At 63.4% G+C, this 21,574-nt stretch carries 20 protein-coding genes; 6 read left to right on the forward strand and 14 right to left on the reverse strand.

Features of this window, described 5'->3' with window-relative positions; all coding sequences use genetic code 11:
* Positions 1-25: 25 nt before the first annotated feature.
* The 7 genes from C3B78_RS09260 to C3B78_RS09290 form a co-directional block, all read right to left on the reverse strand.
* Positions 26-1,432 carry an NAD(P)/FAD-dependent oxidoreductase gene (locus C3B78_RS09260; RefSeq protein ID WP_234005570.1) on the reverse strand — a complete coding sequence of 469 codons (1,407 nt, stop codon included), beginning with the start codon at positions 1,430-1,432 and terminating at the stop codon, positions 26-28.
* A 13-nt stretch (positions 1,433-1,445) separates the two neighbouring features.
* Complete coding sequence (locus C3B78_RS09265) at positions 1,446-2,180, reverse strand: SDR family NAD(P)-dependent oxidoreductase (RefSeq protein WP_104997810.1); 735 nt, start codon at positions 2,178-2,180, stop codon at positions 1,446-1,448.
* A gap of 57 nt (positions 2,181-2,237) precedes the next feature.
* Positions 2,238-3,344: an alanine racemase gene (locus tag C3B78_RS09270; protein WP_104997811.1), complete on the reverse strand. Its 1,107-nt coding sequence runs from the start codon at positions 3,342-3,344 to the stop codon at positions 2,238-2,240.
* Between the two features lie 10 nt (positions 3,345-3,354).
* Positions 3,355-3,825 carry a RidA family protein gene (locus C3B78_RS09275; protein WP_104997812.1) on the reverse strand — a complete coding sequence of 157 codons (471 nt, stop codon included), beginning with the start codon at positions 3,823-3,825 and terminating at the stop codon, positions 3,355-3,357.
* A 13-nt stretch (positions 3,826-3,838) separates the two neighbouring features.
* On the reverse strand, positions 3,839-4,528 hold the full coding sequence (locus C3B78_RS09280) for a haloacid dehalogenase type II (RefSeq protein WP_104997813.1): 690 nt from the start codon (positions 4,526-4,528) through the stop codon (positions 3,839-3,841).
* A gap of 470 nt (positions 4,529-4,998) precedes the next feature.
* Positions 4,999-7,152 carry an amylo-alpha-1,6-glucosidase gene (locus C3B78_RS09285; protein WP_104997814.1) on the reverse strand — a complete coding sequence of 718 codons (2,154 nt, stop codon included), beginning with the start codon at positions 7,150-7,152 and terminating at the stop codon, positions 4,999-5,001.
* Positions 7,153-7,224: 72 nt separating this feature from the next.
* Positions 7,225-7,536: a hypothetical protein gene (locus C3B78_RS09290; protein WP_199775369.1), complete on the reverse strand. Its 312-nt coding sequence runs from the start codon at positions 7,534-7,536 to the stop codon at positions 7,225-7,227.
* A gap of 167 nt (positions 7,537-7,703) precedes the next feature.
* Here C3B78_RS09290 and C3B78_RS09295 point away from each other — a divergent pair, with 167 nt between their 5' ends.
* The gene (locus C3B78_RS09295; RefSeq protein ID WP_104997815.1) at positions 7,704-8,060 is read left to right on the forward strand and encodes a cupin domain-containing protein; all 357 of its coding nucleotides are present in this window, start codon (positions 7,704-7,706) and stop codon (positions 8,058-8,060) included.
* Positions 8,061-8,126: 66 nt separating this feature from the next.
* On the opposite strand, the gene C3B78_RS09300 is transcribed toward C3B78_RS09295, so the two are convergent.
* The 7 genes from C3B78_RS09300 to C3B78_RS09330 all read right to left on the reverse strand — a co-directional run bounded on the left by C3B78_RS09300 (position 8,127) and on the right by C3B78_RS09330 (position 15,445).
* Positions 8,127-8,819: a GntR family transcriptional regulator gene (locus C3B78_RS09300; protein WP_104999721.1), complete on the reverse strand. Its 693-nt coding sequence runs from the start codon at positions 8,817-8,819 to the stop codon at positions 8,127-8,129.
* Positions 8,820-8,859: 40 nt separating this feature from the next.
* Entirely contained in the window at positions 8,860-10,314 is a 1,455-nt protein-coding gene (locus C3B78_RS09305; RefSeq protein ID WP_104997816.1) for an NAD-dependent succinate-semialdehyde dehydrogenase, read from the reverse strand.
* A 24-nt stretch (positions 10,315-10,338) separates the two neighbouring features.
* Positions 10,339-11,592, reverse strand: coding sequence for an aspartate aminotransferase family protein (locus C3B78_RS09310; protein WP_104997817.1), 1,254 nt, complete (start codon positions 11,590-11,592; stop codon positions 10,339-10,341).
* Between the two features lie 77 nt (positions 11,593-11,669).
* A complete protein-coding gene (gene solA, locus C3B78_RS09315) occupies positions 11,670-12,803 on the reverse strand; it encodes an N-methyl-L-tryptophan oxidase (RefSeq protein WP_104997818.1) in 1,134 nt (377 codons plus the stop codon).
* A gap of 3 nt (positions 12,804-12,806) precedes the next feature.
* A complete protein-coding gene (locus C3B78_RS09320) occupies positions 12,807-13,574 on the reverse strand; it encodes an amino acid ABC transporter ATP-binding protein (RefSeq protein WP_104997819.1) in 768 nt (255 codons plus the stop codon).
* Positions 13,571-14,467, reverse strand: a complete 897-nt coding sequence (locus C3B78_RS09325) for an amino acid ABC transporter permease (protein WP_104997820.1) — start codon at positions 14,465-14,467, stop codon at positions 13,571-13,573. The genes C3B78_RS09320 and C3B78_RS09325 overlap by 4 nt, the downstream gene beginning before the upstream one ends.
* Before the next feature lie 48 nt (positions 14,468-14,515).
* A complete protein-coding gene (locus tag C3B78_RS09330) occupies positions 14,516-15,445 on the reverse strand; it encodes an ABC transporter substrate-binding protein (RefSeq protein WP_104997821.1) in 930 nt (309 codons plus the stop codon).
* A gap of 409 nt (positions 15,446-15,854) precedes the next feature.
* Here C3B78_RS09330 and C3B78_RS09335 point away from each other — a divergent pair, with 409 nt between their 5' ends.
* From C3B78_RS09335 to C3B78_RS09355, 5 genes are read left to right on the forward strand one after another with little or no spacing between them, the layout of a single operon-like run.
* On the forward strand, positions 15,855-16,529 hold the full coding sequence (locus tag C3B78_RS09335) for a haloacid dehalogenase type II (protein WP_104997822.1): 675 nt from the start codon (positions 15,855-15,857) through the stop codon (positions 16,527-16,529).
* Between the two features lie 26 nt (positions 16,530-16,555).
* A complete protein-coding gene (locus C3B78_RS09340; protein ID WP_104997823.1) occupies positions 16,556-17,833 on the forward strand; it encodes an NAD(P)/FAD-dependent oxidoreductase in 1,278 nt (425 codons plus the stop codon).
* A 37-nt stretch (positions 17,834-17,870) separates the two neighbouring features.
* A complete protein-coding gene (locus C3B78_RS09345) occupies positions 17,871-19,421 on the forward strand; it encodes an aldehyde dehydrogenase family protein (protein WP_104997824.1) in 1,551 nt (516 codons plus the stop codon).
* Entirely contained in the window at positions 19,418-20,527 is a 1,110-nt protein-coding gene (locus C3B78_RS09350) for a tartrate dehydrogenase (protein WP_104997825.1), read from the forward strand. Before C3B78_RS09345 ends, C3B78_RS09350 begins: the two co-directional genes overlap by 4 nt.
* Positions 20,524-21,516 (forward strand): D-2-hydroxyacid dehydrogenase, encoded by a 993-nt coding sequence (locus C3B78_RS09355; RefSeq protein WP_104997826.1) that lies wholly within the window; start codon positions 20,524-20,526, stop codon positions 21,514-21,516. The genes C3B78_RS09350 and C3B78_RS09355 overlap by 4 nt, the downstream gene beginning before the upstream one ends.
* The last annotated feature ends 58 nt before the right edge of the window (positions 21,517-21,574 follow it).

Consider the following 21,574-nt stretch of genomic DNA (forward strand, 5'->3'; position numbering starts at 1 on the left):
TGAAGTGCCCTTTCCTATGTTTGGGCTATTCGTGAAGTCCGGCAAGCCTGCTCCCGAACCTGGCCAGGAGCGAGGTCTTATCGGAATGCATGCGCTCTTCCCACTGGTCAGCGAGCCCGAACAACCGGTACATGCCGTGGACACCCAGCCAGCGGAGGGGCTCCGGTTCCCATTTCCGGGCGCGGTAACCCACCCAGGGGAGCGTGGTCCGCTCCGTTTCCCGTTCGAAAGCCAACTCTGCAAGGGTCCTTCCGCCGACGTATGCCGCTGTGACGCCATGTCCTGCGTAGCCGGTGGAAGATCCGATTCCCGGGGCCGGGTTCCAGTGCACGCCGCCGTTCCAGTCCCGTGTGACGCCCAGGACCCCCGACCATGCATGCTCCACTTCGAAATGGAGCCCGGGGAAGAAAGTGGCGAGCTTTTCTGATATCAGGTCAATAGTGGACTGGGCAGTTGTACCGCGGCCCCCGGTTCCGGACGCATAGCGGTAGGGCCGGCCACGGCCGCCGATCGCGATCCGGCCGTCCGACGTGCGTTGGGCATAGATGAAGGTGTGGGCGGAGTCACTCAGGCACTGCAGCCCGTTCCAGCCGATCTGCCGCCACGCCTCGGCGGACAGCGGCTTGGTCACGATCATCGAGGAGTTAACGGGAATCAGGGTCCGGCTGCCAAGCAGTTGGCCGGAGTAGCCTTCGGTGCAGATGAAGGTCTTCGCGGCGTTGACCTGGCCGTTGGCCAGGACGAGCGTTCCGGCATCCACACTGTCCACGCGGCTGCGTTCGTAGATGTCCACACCCATTGCCGTGAGCCTGGCAGCGAGACCATAAACAAGTTTCGCCGGCTGGAGCCGTGCGCAATGCTTGTACAAGAGTCCGCCGTGGACGGTGGAAATATTCATCCTGGCCTGGAACTCGTTCCGGTCGAGGAACTGGACCTCGTCTTCCGCCAGGCCATACTTCAGGTCAGTGTCGCGGCGGCTGCCCAGCCGGCTTAGCCCTGCTTTGGTGTGTGCAGCCACAAGCGCGCCGCCCTTGTGCTGGTCGGCGTCAATGCCCTCGGCCTTGAGTATTTCCAGGACAGAATCGACGCCGGTGATGAACTCCTGCTGCAGCGCCCTGCTGGCATCCATCCCGCCTCCGGAAGCACGGGCAAAGGTGGCACGGTTTCCGGGAATCATTGCCGACAGCCAGCCGCCGTTCCGCCCGGACGCGCCGTAGCCCACCTGTTCTGCCTCGAAGACTGCGACGGAGAGGGACGGCTCGAGCTTTTTGGCGAAATACGCTGCCCACAGGCCCGTGTATCCACCGCCGACGATGGCCAGGTCTACCGTGAGCTGGCCTGTAAACCGCGGGTACGTTGGCTTTTTATCCGCGAGTCCGGCCATCCAAAAGCCGAGTTCACCGTTTTTTGGTGTTGCCGCCAGGGTTTGCATTGTTTGTCCCTCTCTAAAAGGCGGTGTATCCGCCGTCGACGGGAAGCGTTGCTCCGGTGATGTAGGAAGATTCCTTCGATGCGAGGAAGAGAACGGCGTCGGCGATCTCTTCGGGGGCGGCGAGACGTTTGAGCGGGATTTGGTCCTCCCGCTCGCGGCGGTAGGCCTCGGGGTCTGGCCTGCGCTGAAATGATGCCTCGATGACGGGGGTCACGGTAAGGCCCGGCGCGACGACGTTGACCCGGATATTGCGTTCGGCCCACTCGATCGCGGCGCCCTTGGCAAGCATGATGACGCCTCCCTTTGCGGCGGAGTACAGGACTTCATCGGGTTTGCCAACCATGCCCAGCCGGGAACTGACCAGGACGAACGAGCCCCCGGACGCAGGCATAAGCTGAGCGAAGTGCTTCATCACCAGGAAGGTGCTGAGCAGGTTGCTGTGGAGCACATTTCTTGCATCCTCATACGCCATCTCGGTGAGGGGGCCGCTGACCTGCAGGCCGTGGTTGAGGACAACGACGTCGACCGTGCCGAAGGATTCGGCGGCCTGACGGGCGAGGTTCTCCACAAACGCCTCGTCGTTGAGGTCCCCGGCGACGTATTTATCGTCAGGGCCGGCGCTGTTGAGTTGCCCCCTGCGGCCGGTGAGCAGCAACCGCGCACCTTCCCGCCGGAAGTGGGAGGCTATTGCCTCCCCGATTCCGCTGCTGGCACCGGTTACCAGGGCGGTGGTCTTATCAAGTCTCATGTCGGACACTCCATCGTGAATAGATTGTGGTGGTGCGGCGGAATTGCCATGGGGCGGTCAGTTGAGGAACCCGCGGGCATCCACTGCCCAACGTTCCAGTGACGCCCCCGTACTGTCGGTTACGGTGTATTCCTCAAAATTGACCACCACCGGGCACACATGGTTGGGGATGACGGGCAGCACGGTCCCGACGGCGGGGCGGAATCCGCCGGCTGGCACGGGGAGGAACCCGTGGTACTCGTTGAGCTTGGACAGGGTTGTCGTGGTGCCGGCGATTCGGCCGTAGCCGATCCCGGGGTTGCCTTCCCGGCCCAGGGCTTTGGTGCCAATGTCGAGGATGACCTGGCCTGGAACCCAATCGCTGACCACCGTGCCGGCGACGAACAACGCGATCTGATCCTCCGTGCAGGCCCCCAGCCTGGCGTTGTTCAAATCGTTGAACACGTACTCGCCGGGTCGGATTTCGGTAATTATGCTGCTGGTGGCGAATTCGACGGTAGGTGTGGAACCGGCGCTGACCACCTCCGGGGTGATCCCGAATGCGCTGAGGCTGCGCACCGCAGTGGTGAGTGCGGCTTCCTGGTCCTCCGCGGCACGTTTGCGGGCTTCCGGACTGGCGCTGCCATGGCCCGGATAGGTGAAGACACCCGCCGGAACCAGGCCGCGCTTTCGGGCAGCGAGGGCGAGGTCGCCAGCAACCGCCGGTGGTGCCCCGGAACGCCGCGCACCGCAGTCGACCTCTATCACAACCTGCAGCCGCTCCGGTTCTGCGCCCATCGCGTCGGCGAGGGCGTTGATCGCGGCGACGTTGTCGACGCCCACCCGCAGCCGGGTGGTTTCGGCCAGCCTGCGGATCCGCGGCATTTTTGTTCCGGCGGCCCAGACCGGGTAGGCGATGAAGATGTCGTCGAAGCCTGCCGCGGCGAAAACTTCGGCCTCACCGACATTGCCTGCGGTGATTCCGACTGCTCCCGCGTTGACCTGGCGGCGCCCGATTTCCACGCATTTGTGGGTCTTGACGTGTGGCCTGACGGCCAGGTTCTGCTGGGTCGCGAAGCGCTGCATGCGGTCGATGTTGTCCTGCATCACATCGGCCAGCACGATCGGTGCTGGGGTATCAGTACGTCCGGCCAAGGCGTCGAGTGCTCGTTCAATGCGGTTCACGGTGTGCTCCTTAGAGGGCCGCGCAGACCATCTGAATTTCCACGGGGGTGTTGAGCGGCAACCCGGCCACACCGACCGCGGTGCGGGCGTGCCGCCCGTTCTCACCCAACACTTCGATGAGCAACTCACTGGCAGCGTTGGCTACCTGTGACTGCAAGCCGAAGTCCGGTGTACTGGCCACGAAGACCAGCATCTGCACGATCCGGACCCGGTCCAGATCTCCCACCGCCTGGACAGCAGCTGCAAGGCAGTTCAGCGCAGCGTGGCGCGCGAGTTCCTTTGCCCTCGCCAGATCCACATCCCGTCCGACAACCCCCTGCCCCAGTAGCTCACCGTCCTGGAAAGGCAACTGGCCCGAGATATGGATGCTCGAGCCCACCGCCCGGTGGTCCACGTAGTACGCGTTACTGGCGAGGACCGGCAGTTCGAGGTTCAAGGCCCGGAGCCGGTCTAAAGCCGGGCCGGTCTTGGCCGCACTCATTTCAGGATCCCGGTCAGGAGGCGGCGGGCCGAGGCAGGCCGAAGAGGACCGGGAGTTCGGCGATGTCGGTGATCCGCTCGTAGCCGAGCCAGTGCTCATCGTGCTCGAAGCCGCGGTCCACGTAGACCTTGTTCTTGATGCCCATGATGGCTGCAGGCCGGTGGTCGTACATCGGACTTGCGGAGACATGAACGATCTCATCCGGTGTCACGCCAAGCTTGTCGAACATGTACTCAAACGCACCAAGACGCGGCTTGTAGACACCCATTTCTTCTGCACTGATCACTACATCGAAGGGGGCCCTCAGGCTCGCTGCAAGGCGTGCAGCATCCGCGGTGTCGCTGTTCGTGATGATGACCAGCGGGACTTCTTCAGCCAGGCGGTTCAGTGCCTCGGTGACACCCGGGTACGGGCCCCACGTGGGGACCATCTCGTAGACAGCCTGGGCATCGGCCTCACGGTACTCAATGCCCAGCCTGCGCGAGGCGCGTTCCATGGAGTTGGCGACGATCTGGCGGAACGGCTTGTAGTCGCCCATGCACTCGTCGATCCGGTACGACTTGCAAGCCTGCAGGTAGTCCTCGGCAATCCCGGCCGGGAGCCGATCGCCCAATACCTCACGCAGTGCGTCACTGATAGCGAACTTGATCAGCGTTCCGTTCATGTCGAAAGTGACGAATTTCGGCTTTGTTGTGAATACCACGGAATCCTCCTGTGAACTGGTGATTGGCCAACCGTCGATTGTCGACGATTCTTGTTGTCGATTGTCGACGATACGCCGGCAGATGTGAGATTGTCAACGATTGCGAGCGGGCAAATTCTTCACGTTTCCCCTATCGTAGATTGTTGACAATTGCTAAACTATTTCCTGTTAGTAAGTGTGTCCGTCCTGTGTGCCGGACTTCCCCAAGGAGCAACGAGTGAAGAAACGCCGCGCCGATTCTCCTGCTTTTGAGCTCGATGAAACGTCCCGCACCGGTCATCATTGCCCCAAGACCGGCTGGTGGTCGGCTGCGGGTGATCCGGCAGCGGCACGCTTCATCACTAAGGGGGAGGTCATGCCTGCTTCATGCGGTGAACCAGTGCTGTGGTTGTTGGGAAAGGCTGCCGGCAGCAGAAGCCTCCGGCCTGCGGCTGTGCTCGCTTCCACCCGGTAGGCGGTGCCGAGGGCCCTTACCCTTCCTTGCGCAGCTTGGCTTCAGCCACAAGTTCGGTCAGCCATGGCCGGTGGCCCCGATGGAACACCATCCCCTCGGGGAGTCCGCGCACGGTGGGCGCTGAATTGGCAATCTCGATGGTGACCCGTCCTCCTGCCATGGGCGCGTTGCTGATGTGCAAGTCACCGTATGACGCCGGCAGGTGGGGGTCCATCCAGAACCCGCCCCGGGAAACGTGGGCGTCGTATCTCATCAGGCTCGTCACCAGCTGGATTGGTGACGTCGCCGCCCACGCCTGCGGCGAGCACGCGGTCGGATAGGGCACGGGCTCGCCATACTGCTCCCTGCTGAATCCGCAGAACAACTCAGGCAAGCGGCCTTCGGAGTATTCCGCTGCGTCGAACAGGGCGGTTGAGATGCGCTGCGCCTCTTCAATGAAGCCGTAGCGCATCAGGCCTGCCGCGATCACGGCATTGTCGTGCGGCCAGACGGATCCGTTGTGGTAGCTGGCGGGATTGTAGGCGCCCATGTCAGTGGCGAGGGTCCGGACGCCCCAGCCGCTGAACATTTCCGGTGACATCAGCCGTTCAGCAACCAGGGGAGCCTTGTCTTCATCAACGAGTCCCACCCAAAGGCAATGGCCCATGTTGGAAGCGCACGCGTCCACCTGCCGCTTCTTGCCGTCCAGCGCGATGGCATAGTAGCCGCGGTCAGGCATCCAGAACTCTTCGTTGAACCGCGCTTTCAGTTCGGCGGCGCGCTCCGCGAGTTCGGCTGCCAGGGGCGTGTCGCCCATGTCGTAGGCAATCCAGGCGCGGGCCATATACGCGTCGTAGACGTACGCCTGCACCTCGCAGAGGGCGATGGGTGGCTCCGCGAGCGTTCCGTCGGCAAAGTTGATGCCGTCCCAGGAATCCTTCCAGCCCTGGTTGATGAGTCCTTGGTCATTGAGGCGCTGGTACTCCACGAAGCCGTCGCCATCCTTGTCGCCGTAGTCCCGTATCCAGTCCAGGGCCCGGTCGGCGTGTGGAAGCAGCGCCGCGATGGTGTCCCGGGCGAACCCCCAGCGGCTTACGGACCCCAGGATCACCACGAACAGGGGTGTGGCGTCGATGCTGCCGTAGTAGATGGATTTGCCTCCCAGTGCCAGGGAGCTGGAGACGTCGAGCCTCACCTCGTGCAGGATCTTCCCGGGTTCCTCCTCACTCACCGGATCCACCATCGCGCCTTGCCGGTCAGCCAGCGTTTGCAGGGTGCCCAGGGCCAAGGACGGATCGACGGGCATGGCCATCTCCGAGGCCCACAGTGAATCCCGTCCAAACAGTGTCATGAACCACGGGGCCCCGGCTGCCACCACAATCCTTTCCGGGTGGTTCGGGTCTTCAATGCGGAGGGCACCAAGATCGTCGTAACTGCGGCGAAGGGTCCTTTCGATGGACCTGTTGCCCATGTGCAGCTTGGGAATCTTGGCCACCCACTCCTGCCGGCGGCGGTCGCTGCTCGAAAGTTCGCCTTCGGCCGGTCGCACAATGGGCGCCGTGGGGGCCTCGGAGCCCGGGGCCACTTTGAGGACGGTGTTCCACTGGCCGCGCGGCGGCACGGCGATGCGGAAAATGAGGTCCTCACCCTTTGCGTTCCAGAGGGTATCGGAAGTGACGACGACGGACTTCCGGACCTCGTGCCAGCGGCCGCTGATGCTCAGGGTCTTTCCGTCGTACTGGCGGGACTCTTCCCACTTGCGCGGGGGCCGGGCTTCCTTAACCTCAAAGACGTCGGCGAAATCCGAGCCGACCGTAACCGAGATCATGCATTCCAGTGGTTTCGTGGAGTGGTTATGCACGGTGATGTGTTCAACGATGCCGATGCCGAGTTCGCGCATACGCTCCACGATCAGTGGGCTGTCGGCATAACCGTCCGATCTCGCAGCCCTGCCCGCGAATACCGCCCGGTATGGCTCCTTAGTCTGGGCTGCCAGCGGCTCCAGGGCCTGCCCGTTGATAGCCAGGTTCCACCTGGACAGGATGCGGGTGTCCTGGAAGAAGAGTCCGTGCGGATGTTCCGGATGGATGTCACCGTTCGGCAGGGAGATGCAGAAGGAGGTGCCTTCCACCAGGGTGACTGTGCCGGCGCCAAGTGGGCCCGCCGCCGTGTCCGCATTCCATCCAGCCATTGGTTGGCCCCCTTGGGAAACTGGGCTGGCGGGCAGCCGGTCCTGGTGTGGGGGCGCTGGCTGGCCGTCCTGCTAAGTGGTAAGCCTGAGGCTACTCTTGCCGCCCCTTGCAGGCCAGAGCCGCGTGCCGGCGTCGGACTGGATGCCCAGGGAGAGATCGTAGTCATCGTCGATGTGGAAGAGCCGCCGGTCCCCAATGCGGTCTATGACCCAGATTGTCCGCCCGTCGTCGGTCCGGTCGTCCACCCTGCCGCTGTAGTGCTCAAGTCCCTGCCGGCCCAGTGTCACCAGGTCCCCCGGCTCCAAGGATTTCCACGTGGATTCCCGGACGCCGCGGGCAACGCGGGAACCGGCAATGCTGGTGTTTGGCCGGTTGTCTTTCATGTTTGCTCCTTGCTGATCGGCAGCCGGCACCAGTGGCAGCGGGCGGTCATGGAAGTAAATGTAAGCCACAAGTTTATCGTCGATTGTTGACAATTGCTAGAGTGGTGGTGTGTCTTCCAACGACGGCGGGCACACAGTCGAGGGGCGTAGCCCCGGAAGGAGTTTCAATGGTTAAGGCCACTGTCATGAGCAACGCGAACACTGAGTACCCGGGGGTGCACATCCCCAAAGAGACCTCCTCCACCCCCGGGCAGACGGAGGTGTCCCTCCGGCTTTGGGCCCGGGAAGGTTTGAAGACCGGAATCTGGGAGGTGACGCCGGGTACCTTCACGAGCACCAGGCCCGGATATGACGAGATCTGCCAGATCCTGAGTGGCACTGCGACCATCACCGAAGCGGACGGAGCCAGCTTCGACATTGGTCCGGGATCCCTATTCGTCACCCCGGCAGGCTGGACGGGCACCTGGACCATCCACGAGACGCTCCGGAAGATGTGGGTAGTCACCGACGCTCCCAAGGGTTAGCGCATAAACGAAGGGCCCGGTTCGCGTGAACCGGGCCCTTCCCTGGTGCAGTACCAGGATGTCCTTCTACGCGCTGATGCCAGCCGCAACAGGGTCCGAAGTGAGGTCTTCGACCGCCTTCTGCATGTGGCGTTCGATGGCACGTTGGAGGCCCTCCCGGTCACCCGCCTCAAGGTGGTCGAGGATCTTCTGGTGTTCCTGCACCAGCACGTCGATGCGCGGATATGCCACCTCGAGCCCGAGGATACACATCCGGGATTCAGCGGCCAGCGTCTCATAGATCCGGATCAGGCGAGTGTTGCCGGTGCCGGAAACAAACGTGGTGTGAAACTGCATGTCCAGCCGGGCGAGCGATTGCCAGTCGGAGGCCTTCACCTGCTTGGCCATGTTCTTGATGATGCCCCTGAGTTCCCGGGCGGTGGCTGCGACCTTCTCCGTACCCGCGTTGAGGAGGGTGTTGGCGGCAGCGAGCTCCACAGCCTCGCGGACGGCGTATATCTCCTTCACGTCATTGGCTGTCAGTTCCAGCACGAAAACCCCGCGGTTGCGCTTGCTGACCAGGATGCCCTCCTGGCAGAGCCGCTGCAGCGCTTCCCGCAGCGGGCCCCGGGATGTATTGAGCTGGCTGGCCAGGGCAGACTCGTTGACCTGCTGCCCAGGCTTGAACGCCCCCTGGACGATAAGCTCCCGCAACTGGTCTGCGATCAGTTGCGCCGTGGGGCGACCCTCCAGTTCGAATGTTGCCTCCGGTGCCGCCATTGACATCCCCTCATTTCATGATTCGGCAGATTGCATTTTATTAGAACGCTATTGCTGTGTACTTGTACTCAAGGAATTCGTCGATTCCAACTTTCCCGCCCTCGCGGCCCAGGCCCGATTGCTTGACGCCACCGAAGGGTGCGGCCGGGTTGGAGACGATGCCCGTGTTGACCCCAACCATTCCAACTTCCAGTCCGGCTGAGAAACGTGCGGCCTTTTCCAGGCTCTCGGTGAACACGTAGCCCACCAGCCCCCATTCCGTATCGTTGGCCAGGCGAAGGACCTCGTCCTCGCTGTCGAAGGGTGTGATGGCTGCAACCGGGCCGAAGATCTCCGTGCTCATCAGCGCCGCATCCGTGGGAACATCGGTCAGGACCGTGGGAGTGAAGAAGTACCCTGGACCCTCCGGCCGGTTTCCGCCGGTCAGCAGCCGGGCACCCTTCGCCGTCGCATCAGCAACGAGGCTTTCAACCTTGTCGAGCCCCTTCTGTTCGATCAAGGGCCCGACGTCGGTTCCGGCCACAGCGCCGTTGCCTACCTTCAATTCTGACATCTTCTTGGCGAACTTCTCGCCGAACTCCTCCAGCACGGACCGGTGGACGAAGAAGCGGTTGGCGGCTGTGCACGCTTCGCCCATGTTCCGCATCTTCGCCTTCATGGCACCGTCCACGGCCTTCTCGATATCGGCGTCGGCCAGGACGATGAAGGGTGCGTTGCCGCCCAGTTCCATGGAGGACCGCATCACGTTGTCGGCAGCCTGCCGGAGGAGGACCTTGCCTACCTCGGTGGAGCCGGTGAAGCTGATCTTTCGGGCAATTCCGCTGTCAGTCCAGGTCCGTACCACGCTGGAAGCTGAGGACGTGGTGACCACGTTCAGGACGCCGTCGGGAAGCCCTGCCTCCTTGAAGATGGCCACCAGTGCCAGCGACGTGAGCGGTGTCAGCTCGGCCGGTTTGAACACCATGGTGCAGCCTGCTGCGACTGCCGGTGCTATTTTCCGGGCGCCCATGGCAAGGGGGAAGTTCCAGGGGGTCACCAGCACTGAGGGCCCCACAGGCTCCTTGGTGATTTGGATGCGGGTGGTTCCGTCCACGGATACGGTGCTGTCGCCGCCAATGCGCACGGCTTCTTCGGAGAACCAGCGGAGCATTTCAGCCCCGTAGGCCACCTCACCCTTGGCTTCGGCAAGGGGCTTCCCCATCTCGGCGGTCATGATGGCGGCGAGCCTGTCGGTATTGGCGATGACCATTTCGAAGGCGCGCCGGAGGATATCGGCCCGCTGGCGCGGGGTGGACTTGCCCCAGGCTGCCTGGGCCCGGCCGGCAGCCTCGATGGCCCGCGCGGCGTCGTCGGGACCGCCATCGGCCACATGGGCGATGACTTCATTGGTGGCAGGGTTTTCCACGGCAAAGGTGGCGCCGTCCGCGGCCTGCTGCCAGGCGCCATCGATGAACAGGTCAGTGTGGAGGCTGTTGGGATCAAAGGATGTGTTCATAATGATCTTTCTGATCAAGGGGGATTAGGAGGTGGCTGTCTTGAGGGCCTGGGTGAACTTCGCCAGGCCGGTCTGGATTTCATCGCTGGTGACGTTGAGGGCCGGGATAAGCCGGATGACGTTGCCGTGGGGGCCGCAGGTCAGGAGGAGCAGTTCTTCCTTGACGGCGGCCTGCTGGACAGCCAGCGCCGTCACCGGGTCCGGGGTATTGCCGTCGGCGGTGAACTCGACGCCCTGCATCAGGCCCCGTCCGCGGACGTTGCCGATGCCGGCAAATTCGGACTGCAGCCTGTCGAGCCCGGCGCGCAGTTCGTCGCCGCGAAGCAGGGCATTCTCCACCAGGTTCTCGCGCCGGATGACGCCGAGGGTGGCGACGCCGGCCGCAGCTGCCACAGCATTCCCGCCGTACGTTCCGCCCTGGGAGCCGGGCCATGCCTTGCCCATCAGTTCAGCCGAGGCGGCAATTGCCGATATGGGGAATCCGCTCGCAAGGCCCTTGGCCGTGATGACGACGTCGGGCAGGATGCCGGCCCAGTCGTGGCCCCAGAACCTGCCGGTGCGGCCGACTCCGGCCTGGACCTCGTCGAGGATCAGCACAATGCCGTGGCGGTCGGCCCGTTCGCGGAGGCCCTGGAGGAATCCGACGGGGGTGGGGATGTATCCGCCGTCGCCCAGGACGGGCTCAATGATGAACGCGGCTGTATCCGCCGGGTTGCTGGCGGTGAGGAGGAGGTGGTCGAGTTCCTTCAGCGCGAACTCCACCGCCGTTGCCTCGTCCCAGCCGTAGCGGTACCAGTGCGGGAAGGGTGCGACGTGCACGCCGCTCATAAGGGGCGAGAAACCTGACCTGAATTTTGATCCGGCGGTGGTCAGCGAAGCTGCCGCCACCGTCCGCCCGTGGAAACCGCCCTGGAAGGAGATGATGTTCGGCCGGCCGGTTGCCATCCGGGCCAGCCGGACGGACGCCTCCACCGCTTCAGACCCCGACGTTGCATAAAAGACGCTGTCCAGGCCCGGGGGAAGGACGTCGCCCAGCAGCTGCGTCAGTTCCAGGAGCGGCTGGTGCATCACGGTGGTGTACTGGGCGTGCACAATCTTGCCCACCTGCTCGCGGGCTGCGGCCACAACATCAGGGTGGCAGTGCCCGGTGCTGGTGACACCAATACCTGTGGTGAAGTCGAGGTACTTCTTGCCGTCGGTCGCGTGGATCCAGCTTCCGGACGCATGGTCGACGATCACAGGCGTCGCCTGCTTCAGGATGGGGCTGAGGGTTGCCATTGCTTCGTACTTTCTAGTAACTGTAGATTGTCAACAATAAGCGACGCCGAGTGGCGGCGCAAGTCTTCCTGCCGCACCTAGCGGCTGCGGAACCGCTGCGGCCTGATGAAATCGAGGCCGCCGTAGGACGTTTTGCCGAGGGCTTCACCGGCTGCGATCTCGCCGTAACCCGACGCCATCTTGAACCCGCCGCCGGAGAATCCCGTGGCGGCGTAGATCCTGCTTGACTGGCCCAGGAAGCCCAGGAGCGGCTGCGAGTCGCTGGTGAAGAGATCCGGGTAGGCGTCCGAACGAACGATGTTGGGGTAGAGGCCGGGAAGGAATTCGGTGACCGTTTCGGTGGTTTCCGCGATCTCCGCCGGGGTGAGTTCCCTTGGGACCGAGTCGGCGGCCGGAGTTGGTGTTCCGCGGCCGTCCAGGGTCGCTTTGACCGTAACACCGTCCACGGCGGGCGCGCCGTACATGGACCGGTCCTCGTGGATCCGGATGAAGATAGGGAACCTCTCCGGGGTGAACTGGGCCGGGTCGCGGGCTACGAACCAGGTCAGGAAGACGCGTTTGGTCTGGGTTGCTGCCTTCAGGTGGTCGGGCATGAGGCGTTGGGACCAGCCGCCGGAGGCGACGATGACGTTTTCGAACGTCCAGGACTTCGAGCCGGAGGTGAGGATGACGCCGTCGGTGGTTTCGGTGATGCTGTCGATGGGTGTGTTGGTGTGGATTGTTGCGCCGTTGGCTTGCGCGGCCGCGACGGCGGCAGTGACGGCGCGGTCGGTGCGCAGGGCGCCGGCGTGGGGATCGTAGAGGGCGATGCCGTCGGGGCGGAGGTTGTGCTGGGGGTAGCGTTCGGCCATCTCCTCGCGGGAGAGGATCTGGTGGTCTGCGCCGGTGGTCCGGGTGGTTTCGAGCAGGGCTGTGAGGTAAGAGCCGCCGGCGGTCCCGATGGACAGTCCGCCGCACCCGGTAAGGATGTCCTGTCCGGTTTCGGCTTCGAGTTCGGACCAGAGGCTGCGGGAACGTTTCAGGATGGGGTAGTAGCCGGGGTTGCCGCGGTAGATCATGCGGAACAGGCGGGTGTCCCCGCCGACGGCGCTGCGGCCGTGGGCGGGTGCGTGGGCTTCGAATCCGGTGACGGAGTCGGTCAAGCGGGAGGCCTGCCAGAGGGCCATGCTGCCGATGCTGCCGAGGCCGACGACGGCGAGTTTTCCGTCCATGCGCTACAGCACCTTTTCCAGGAAGGACCGGGTGCGCGGCTCTTGGGGGTTGCTGAGGACTTCGCGGGCGTCGCCGCGTTCAATGATGTAGCCGTCGTCCATGAAGATCAGGGAGTCGGCCACTTCACGGGCAAAGCCCATTTCGTGGGTGACCACGACCATGGTCATGCCTTTTTTGGCGAGGTCCTTCATGACGGCGAGGACTTCGCCGACTTTTTCAGGGTCCAGCGCGGAGGTGGGCTCGTCGAAGAGCATGATTTCCGGGTCCATGGCCAGGGAGCGGGCGATCGCAACGCGCTGCTGCTGTCCGCCGGAGAGCTGGGCGGGGTAGTAGTCCCCGAACCCGGCAAGGCCGACGCTGGCGAGCAGTTCGTGGGCCCTCTTGGCTGACTCCTTCTTGTCCGCGCGCTTGACCAGGACCGGTCCGGACATAACGTTCTCGAGGGCGGTCATGTTCGGGAAGAGGTTGAACTGCTGGAACACCATGCCAACCCTGGTGCGCTGTTCGGCCAGTTTCTTGGGCGGCAGGGCGTGGTAGGCGTGGGCCGTCTCGTAGTAGCCGAAGTCCTCGCCGTTGACTTTCAGCACGCCGGAGTCGACGGTTTCCAGGCCGTTGATGCAGCGCAGGATGGTGGACTTTCCGGAGCCGGACGGGCCGATGATGCAGCAGATTTCACCGCTGGCGATCTCCAGGTTGATGTCTTTCAGGACCGTCTTGGGTCCAAAGGACTTTCGGATTTTCTGGGCAAGAATCGTGCCGTCGTTACTCATCGGGCAGCACCTTCCGGGTCAGTCAGCACAACTGGCTTGGCCTTGCGGGGAAGCCGTGAGGTTGAGCGGGAGTATTTCTGTTCGAGCTTGGACTGCGGGTAGCTGAGCAGCAGGGTCATCACCAGGTACCAGAGGCTGGCGACGATCAGCAGCGGGATGGTTTCGTAGGTGCGGGCGTAGATCAGCTGGGCGCTTTGGAGCAGCTCGGCAACACCCAGGACGCTGACCAGGGAGGTTCCCTTGAACATGCCGATGACCTGGTTGCCGGTGGCCGGGATGATCGAGGGCATCGCCTGGGGGATGATGACCTTGCGCATCCTCATGCCGGCGCTCATCCCGAGAGAGTCGGCGGCCTCGATCTGGCCCTTGCCGACAGAGGAGAATCCGCCGCGGATGATCTCGGCCATGTAGGCGGCCTCGTTGAGCGTCAAGCCCACCAGGGCTGCGGTGATCGGGCCCATGATCGCGTTCGTGTCCACGGCCGTGCCGATGTCGGTGAACGGGATCCCGATTCTCAGGTCCGGGTACAGCGCGGAGATATTGAACCAGAAGATCAGCTGCACCAGCACCGGGGTGCCACGGAACAGGGTGATGTAGAGCCCGGCAGCGATGGAAACCGGCTTCACGTGCGAGGAACGCATGATGGCCAGGGCAAGACCGAGCAGGGTTCCCAGGGCCATGCTCGCGACCGTGAGGAAGATCGTGAGCATCAGCCCGCGCAGGATCGACTCCGCGAAGAAGTACTTCCCGACGATGTGCCATTTGAAGTTGGGGTTGGTCAGGACGGAGGAGAGGATCCCGATTCCGACGAGGATGCTGAAGATCCAGCCTGCGTACTCGGTGCGGGTCCGAAGCCGGATACGTGGCTTCAGGGCTGCATCAGTGCTAGCCATCGTTGCTTCCCTTCCTTTATTGATAGTTGCGGCCATTGGGGCGCCCCGCTAGTTCAGCTTGGCGTCGGTGATGGCTCCGGACTCCAGGCCCCAGGTCTCCAGGGACTTCTTGTATTCCGGAGTTTCGAGGACGGACTGGATGGCCTTCTGCATGGCCGGGGTCAGCGGCGAGCCCTTCTTCAGTCCGATGGCGGTCAGGTCGCTCGAGCCAACGTTGACCCGGCCAATGATGGTGAAGGAGTTGGGTTGCTGCTTCTCTGCCCACCCGAGGGAGGTGGTGTCATAGAGGACGCCGTCGATCCGCTTGGAGTGCAGCTGGGTCAGTGCCTCCTGGACGTTGGGCAGGGTCACAGCGTTGATGGACGGCTGCCCCTTGGAGGTGCATGTCTGTTCGTCGAGGGCCGGGAGGCGCTTGAGCTGTCCGGTGGAGCCTTGGGTGACGGCGATATTCTTCCCGCACAGGGTCTCGACGGTGAGGTTCAGCGGGTTTCCGGCGGCCACGGCCACGGAATTGCCGGCCCGGAAGTAGTCGATCATGTCCAGGACCTTCAGACGCTCTTCGGTCTTGGACATGGTGGTGGCGGTGAAGTCGTACCGGCCGCCGTCAAGGCCCGGGACGATCGTGTCGAATTTGGTGTCCACGAACTTCAGCTTCAGGTCGAGCTTCTTCGCAACCAGCCGGGCGACGTCCGGGTTCAGGCCGATCGGGGTCTGGTTGTCCTCGGCAAGGAAGGTGGTGGGCGGGTAGTGCAGGTCCATGGCAACCGTCAGCTCACCTTTGTCCTTGTAGGACTGCGGCAGCAGAGCCACGGCGGCCGCATCGGGCTGGACGCCTTCCGAGATATCGGTGGTGTTGTTGGTCAGCGACTTCGTCTCTTCGGTGGTGGAGCTGACTCCGGCTGCGCCACCACAGGCGCTCAGGGCCAGTACGGCGGCGAGCCCTACGGCTGCGGTCTGGAGTTTGTTAATGGTTTTCATGGGATGTCTTCCTTTGGGGATTGAGCCGGGGACTGCGGTGTCGCACGGGAATGTGGAAGTTGAATTAGCGCCTGGTGCGGGACCTTCAAGGGGGCTGGGGAGCGGCGTCTTTCGTATCGTTCAGGCCGTTTTGTGATCCGTATCTCTTCGGCCTCTACAGCAATGCAACCCCCTCAGCGGTAGATTGTCAACAATTCACAGGACCATTTTTCCAACCAGGCCCACCGACCGATGCGAGCGCGGCAGGGTGGAAAAGTTGTTGACAATTGACAATTTGGGACCCTACAGTCGATGTATCGGGCAGGAGATCTTCCGGCTTGCGCCAGTGCTTTCCCGGCCGCGTGAACGTCAAACTTCCCCCTCGTAAGGGGTGCCCGCTCCAACCTCCTGATCAAGAACGGAACAGAACATGCCAGAGACCAACTTCCGGCCGAAGTACATCTCGTTTGATGTCTACGGCACGCTTATCAACTTCGATATTGATCCCACCACCCGGCGCCTGCTGGACGGCCGCATCTCCGAAGAGCAGTGGCCTGCCTTCAAGAAGCAGTTCCGCGGATACCGGTTCGACGAGGTCCTCGGCGATTACAAGCCCTACGAGCAGATCCTCCAGAATTCCTTTGACCGGGTGTGCAGGCGGTGGGGCATTGGGCCGACCCCTGGTGCCGGCGCAGAGTTCGCCGAGGCTGTACGCGGCTGGGTTGCGCACGAGGATGTGCCGGCTCCGCTTAAGCTCATGGGCGACAACTACAAGCTGGTTGCTCTGTCCAATGCGGACACCAGCTTCCTGGATATCAGCATCCCCAAGCTCGGTGCTGACTTCCATGCCGTGTACACCGCTGAGCAGGCCCAGGCCTACAAGCCGCGATACCAGGCCTTCGAGTACATGCTCGATACCCTGAACGCCAAGCCGGAGGACTTCCTGCACATCTCCTCGCACACCCGGTACGACATGCATCCCATGCACGACATGGGCTTCCGCAACCTCTGGATGCTGGACCGTGGCTATGATCCCATTGGCCCGGGCTACGACCTCAACACCGTGAAGTCCCTGGACGAGCTGAACAAGCACCTCGGTCTCTAAACCGACGACGAGACGAAAGGTCACCCGTGAAACTCATTCCTTACTGGCTGGACACCGCCGAGGCGTCCGGAGACTACCGGCGCACGCCCGTACCGGAAAACGTTGATGTCGCCATCATCGGCGCCGGCTTCACCGGCCTCTCCGCGGCCCTGGAATTGGCAAAGCAGGGCGCGAGCGTTGCTGTCCTTGAACGCCACACTGTGGGGTGGGGCGCCTCCGGCCGTAATGGGGGAATGGCCACTACCGGCCTGGCCATCGGTTTCAGCACCGCGGTCAAGCGCTACGGGGGAGCCCGCGCCGTTGAGATGTTCAACGAGTACAACGACGCAATCGACAGCATTGAGAAGCTGGTGCAGGATAACGCGATCGACTGCGACTACAGGCGGTTCGGGAAGCTTTCTCTCGCCTTCCACAAGTCCCACTACGACGGGTTCCTGAAGTCCCAGGAGCTGCTGGCAAAGCTCGCCGACCACCACGTCACGGTCATCCCCAAGTCCGAGATCCACAGCGAAATCGGCACCGCCTTCTACCAGGGTGCGATGCTGGACCCGAAGGGCGCCGGCCTGCACGTGGGCAAGTTCGTCCATGGCTTGGCCGGGGTTGCCGTTGCCGCCGGCGCTAACATTTGTGAAAACGCCGGCGTCACCGAGCTGAAGAAAGTCTCCGGTACCGTCCACGACGTGCACACCACCCGCGGTATCACCCGGGCCAAGCAGGTCCTGGTGGCCACCAGCGGATACACCGGCAACATCACCCCGTGGATGCAGCGCCGCGTGATTCCGGTGGGCAGTTTCATCATCTGCACCGAGCCGCTTCCCGAAGACGTGGTCAACCGGATCCTGCCGAACCGGCGCCAGGCCTCTGACAGCAAGATGCTCACCTACTACTTCCGGATCACCCCGGACAACCGGCTTCTCTTCGGAGGCCGGGCCCGCTTCGCTCTGTCCAGCCCCGACTCGGACGTCAAGAGCGCTGGCATCCTCCGCAAGGCCATGCTCGACCTGTTCCCCTACCTCTCCAACGCCAAGGTGGACTATATCTGGGGCGGCCTGGTGGACCTGTCCATGGACCAGATGGTCCACGCCGGAGTCCACGACGGCCTCTACTATTCGCTGTGCTACAGCGGACACGGGGTCCAGATGGCAGCCCACATGGGCAAGAGGATGGCCCACTACATGGCCGGCGACAAGAGTGCCAACGTGTGGGAGGACCTGAAGAATCCGCCAGTGCCCGGCCACTTCGGCCCGCCGTGGTTCCTGCCGTTCATTGGCGCCGCGGCCAAGGTCATCGACCGGGTCAAATAGACCAACATCCACCAGTCCGCCAACCTAAAGGGTTCCCATGCCAACAACACCGGTCGCTGAAGCGCGCCCAAAAACCACCGAGGAAACCGCCTTCAAACGCGCCCAGTTCGCCAACCTTCCGGGTGGCGCCTTCTTCGAGGCGAAGTGGCACAGTACCGACATGAGCCTGGAAGTGCGGGACCCCGAGGACGGTGTCCTGCTTGGGCGGGTGTGCAGCTCCACGTCGCAGGATGTAGAGCGTGCCATCGTCCATATCCACCGGCATCTCCACACGGAGGAGTGGCCGTTGCGGGCCCGGCGGGAGGCGCTGGAGAAGGCTGTCGCGCTCCTGGGGGAGCATGCGGAGCGGTTCGCCAACATCATCGCGGCGGAAAGCAGCAAGACCATCACCGAGGCCGAGCGTGAGGTGCGCCGTTGCGCCGAGACCCTGCGGCTCTCCGCCGCCGCCTCCGGGGAACTGCTGGGGGAGACCCTCGGCTTCGAGGACAGTATGGCCGGTGCAGGCAAGATCGGCTGGTACAGCCGGAAACCGGTGGGCATCGTCGCGGCCATCACGCCCTTCAACGATCCGCTGAACCTGGTGGCACACAAGCTGGGCCCTGCCCTGATAGGGGGCAACGGCGTCGTACTCAAGCCCTCGCGCCGGACCCCGCTCACTGGCCTTGCCCTGGTCAAGCTGCTGCTGGAGGCAGGCGTCCCGTCAGGGCGGATTGCCGCGATCGTATCCGGCCCCGGCGTCTCCGAGGCGCTGGTGACGGATCCCCGGGTGGACCTGGTTTCGTTCACCGGAGGTCCCGCGACGGCGGAGCGGATTGCGGCAGCAGCGGGCGGGAAGAAGATCCTTTCCGAGCTGGGTGGAAACAACGCCACGATCGTGTGCGCCGGGGCGGATGCCGAGGCTGCGGCTGAGGCGATTGTGGCCGGTGCCTTCGGAGTGGCAGGCCAGAACTGCCTGTCGGTGCAGCGGGTGTACGTGCACACGTCACTGTTCGATGCCGTGCTGGAGCTCGTCACGGCGCGCACCCGTGCCCTGAAGACCGGTCCGAAGCTGGACCGCCGCACAGACGTTGGGCCGCTGATTTCCGAAACAGAGGCCCGGCGCGTTGAGGAATGGGTCGAGGAAGCCAAGGCGGCCGGCGCCACTGTCCATGCAGGCGGGCAGCGGCGCGGACCGTATTACGAACCCACGGTGCTGGCGGACGTACCGTCCGCATGCCGGGTGATCCGGGACGAAGTTTTCGGCCCCGTGGTGTCCATCCTGCCGTTCATTGAAGTGCAGGACGCGGTGTTCGCCGCGAACGCAACGGAATACGGGCTGCAGGCTGGCGTCTTCACCCCGTCGATCGATCTTGCGCTGCAGATCGCCGAGAAGTTGCACGTGGGTTCGGTGGTCATCAATGAAACGAGTGACGTACGGATCGATTCCATGCCGTTCGGTGGCTTCAAGAAATCCGGTGTCGGCCGGGAGGGTGTCCGGCACGCCGTGCGGGAAATGACCGAACCGAAGAACACCATCATCAACCTCGGCGGGCCAGCCATGCCGCGGCCGCATCTGGCGGCCACCCCAGAACGGAGCGCTTCATCATGACAGCACACAGCATTGCGGTGATCGCGGGCGACGGCATCGGCAAGGAAGTTGTCCCCGCTGCCATTGATTGCCTGGAACGGATCGCCGAACTGCATTTCCTGGACTTGGAGTTCACGTACTTCGACTGGGGATGTGACTACTACCTCCGGCACGGACGCATGATGCCCGCGGACGGGCTGGAACAGCTGGCACGGCATGACGCGATTTTCCTGGGCGCCGTGGGTTCCCCGGAGGTTCCGGACACCGAGTCGCTGTGGGGGCTGCTGATCCCCATCCGCCGGGAGTTCCAGCAGTACATCAACCTCCGCCCGGTCAAAACGCTCGACGGCGTGAGGTCGCCGCTGGCGTCCAGGGAACCGATTGACATCCTCATCGTGCGGGAAAACAACGAGGGCGAGTACTCCGAGGTGGGCGGCCGCGCCTACCGCGGGCAGCCGCACGAGACCGCTGTGCAGGAAACGATTTTCACCCGCCAGGGCGTGTCACGGGCAGCCCATTTTGCGGCAGCGCTCGCCTCGTCCCGCCGCGGCCTGCTGACCTCGGCAACCAAGAGCAACGGCATCATCCACACGATGCCGTTCTGGGACGAGATTGTCGAGGAGACGGTGCGTGAATATCCGGGAGTCACCCTGACGAGCGAGCTCGTTGACGCGTTGGCTGCGCACCTTGTCCTGAAGCCCTGGACCCTGGACGTCATTGTCGCCTCCAACCTGTTCGGCGACATCCTCTCGGACCTGGGAAGCTCCGTTACCGGCTCCATCGGCCTGGCGCCCAGTGCCAACCTGAACCCGGAAGGGGACTTCCCGTCCCTCTTTGAGCCGGTCCACGGATCGGCCCCGGACATCGCGGGCAAGGGGTTGGCAAATCCTGTGGGCCAGATCTGGTCCGGTGCAATGATGCTGGAGCACCTCGGCCACCCCGAAGCCGCCGCGCACCTCAAGGTGGCTTTCGAGTCGGCCCTCCGGGAGGGCCTCGGCACCCGCGACGTCGGAGGCACTTCATCGACGTCCGAATTCACTGCCGCAGTCCTGGCCGCGATCGACGTCATCGACGAGATTGGCGCAAGCACGGCAAGCAGGCCGGCGGCAGCATCGGCGTCGTTATGACTGTCCCTGAACGCAAGCGGCACGTCGTTGCAGTCCTCTATCGGGAGGCGCTGCCACCCCGGCTGGAAGAGATCGAACAGCTGGCCGAAGTACGCCTGGCCAAAGCTGACGGACTGGCGGCGGCGATGGATGGCGCCGACGTGCTCTACCAGTGGCATTCGTTCTCATCTGCCTTGAGGGAAAACTGGGCTGCCGCATCTTCCCTGCAGTGGGTGCATGTCTCGGCGGCGGGTGTGAGCCAGTTGCTTTTCGATGAGCTGATCGAGAGCGAGATCGTCTACACGAACTCGCGCGGGGTGCTCAGCCGTGCCATTGCAGAATTTGCACTCGGCTTTGTCCTGGATATGGCCAAGGACACGCAGGGATCGTTCCGGTTACAGCAACAACAGCGCTGGCAACACCGGGTCACGCGTAAGATCCAGGGCCAACGGGCACTCGTGGTGGGCACAGGCTCCGTTGGACGGGAGACCGCGCGTCTGTTCCGAGCCGTGGGTATGGAGGTGAGCGGGGCCGGTCGCACAGGTCGATCTCGCGACGAGGACTTTGATGTGGTCTATTCCTCCGCGAACCTGGTCAAAGTGGTGCAGGACTTCGACTATCTTGTGCTCGCGGCTCCATTGACGGCCGCGACCCAGGGCCTGGTGAACGCGGACGTCCTTTCGGCGATGAAACCGTCAGCCCGCCTGATCAATGTGGGGCGCGGGGAGCTTGTGTCCACAGATGCCTTGACCGAAGCATTGGCCTCCGGCTCCATCGCCGGCGCTGCCCTCGATGTTGTGCACCCGGAGCCACTGCCAGAAGGGCACGCGCTCTGGAACATGGATAAGGTGATAGTCACGCCTCACATGAGCGGTGACACCGAAGAGTATCTTGACGACCTGGGCAAGCTGTTCGTGGACAACCTTCGTCTGTTCATCGAGGGCCAACCACTCCAAAACGTTGTGGACAAGACCCTTGGGTTCGTCTCAGTTCCTGATTTCCATCCTTAAGAGACCCCCTTGTGCCCATGTCTGGCCGCGTTCAACGACCGGACGGGCCTAACCGAAC

Origin of the sequence: Arthrobacter sp. PGP41, assembly GCF_002953935.1 — a bacterium.
Lineage (GTDB): Bacteria > Actinomycetota > Actinomycetes > Actinomycetales > Micrococcaceae > Arthrobacter.

What these genes read in the sequence shown, in the direction of transcription:
- C3B78_RS09260 (WP_234005570.1), bottom strand. Translation starts at nt 1,432, where the DNA reads ATGCAAACCCTGGCGGCAACACCAAAAAACGGTGAACTCGGCTTTTGG.
- C3B78_RS09265 (WP_104997810.1), bottom strand. Translation starts at nt 2,180, where the DNA reads ATGAGACTTGATAAGACCACCGCCCTGGTAACCGGTGCCAGCAGCGGA.
- C3B78_RS09275 (WP_104997812.1), bottom strand. Translation starts at nt 3,825, where the DNA reads ATGAGTGCGGCCAAGACCGGCCCGGCTTTAGACCGGCTCCGGGCCTTG.
- C3B78_RS09285 (WP_104997814.1), bottom strand. Translation starts at nt 7,152, where the DNA reads ATGGCTGGATGGAATGCGGACACGGCGGCGGGCCCACTTGGCGCCGGC.
- C3B78_RS09290 (WP_199775369.1), bottom strand. Translation starts at nt 7,536, where the DNA reads ATGAAAGACAACCGGCCAAACACCAGCATTGCCGGTTCCCGCGTTGCC.
- C3B78_RS09295 (WP_104997815.1), top strand. Translation starts at nt 7,704, where the DNA reads ATGGTTAAGGCCACTGTCATGAGCAACGCGAACACTGAGTACCCGGGG.
- C3B78_RS09300 (WP_104999721.1), bottom strand. Translation starts at nt 8,819, where the DNA reads ATGGCGGCACCGGAGGCAACATTCGAACTGGAGGGTCGCCCCACGGCG.
- C3B78_RS09305 (WP_104997816.1), bottom strand. Translation starts at nt 10,314, where the DNA reads ATGAACACATCCTTTGATCCCAACAGCCTCCACACTGACCTGTTCATC.
- C3B78_RS09310 (WP_104997817.1), bottom strand. Translation starts at nt 11,592, where the DNA reads ATGGCAACCCTCAGCCCCATCCTGAAGCAGGCGACGCCTGTGATCGTC.
- solA (WP_104997818.1), bottom strand. Translation starts at nt 12,803, where the DNA reads ATGGACGGAAAACTCGCCGTCGTCGGCCTCGGCAGCATCGGCAGCATG.
- C3B78_RS09320 (WP_104997819.1), bottom strand. Translation starts at nt 13,574, where the DNA reads ATGAGTAACGACGGCACGATTCTTGCCCAGAAAATCCGAAAGTCCTTT.
- C3B78_RS09325 (WP_104997820.1), bottom strand. Translation starts at nt 14,467, where the DNA reads ATGGCTAGCACTGATGCAGCCCTGAAGCCACGTATCCGGCTTCGGACC.
- C3B78_RS09330 (WP_104997821.1), bottom strand. Translation starts at nt 15,445, where the DNA reads ATGAAAACCATTAACAAACTCCAGACCGCAGCCGTAGGGCTCGCCGCC.
- C3B78_RS09335 (WP_104997822.1), top strand. Translation starts at nt 15,855, where the DNA reads ATGCCAGAGACCAACTTCCGGCCGAAGTACATCTCGTTTGATGTCTAC.
- C3B78_RS09345 (WP_104997824.1), top strand. Translation starts at nt 17,871, where the DNA reads ATGCCAACAACACCGGTCGCTGAAGCGCGCCCAAAAACCACCGAGGAA.
- C3B78_RS09350 (WP_104997825.1), top strand. Translation starts at nt 19,418, where the DNA reads ATGACAGCACACAGCATTGCGGTGATCGCGGGCGACGGCATCGGCAAG.
- C3B78_RS09355 (WP_104997826.1), top strand. Translation starts at nt 20,524, where the DNA reads ATGACTGTCCCTGAACGCAAGCGGCACGTCGTTGCAGTCCTCTATCGG.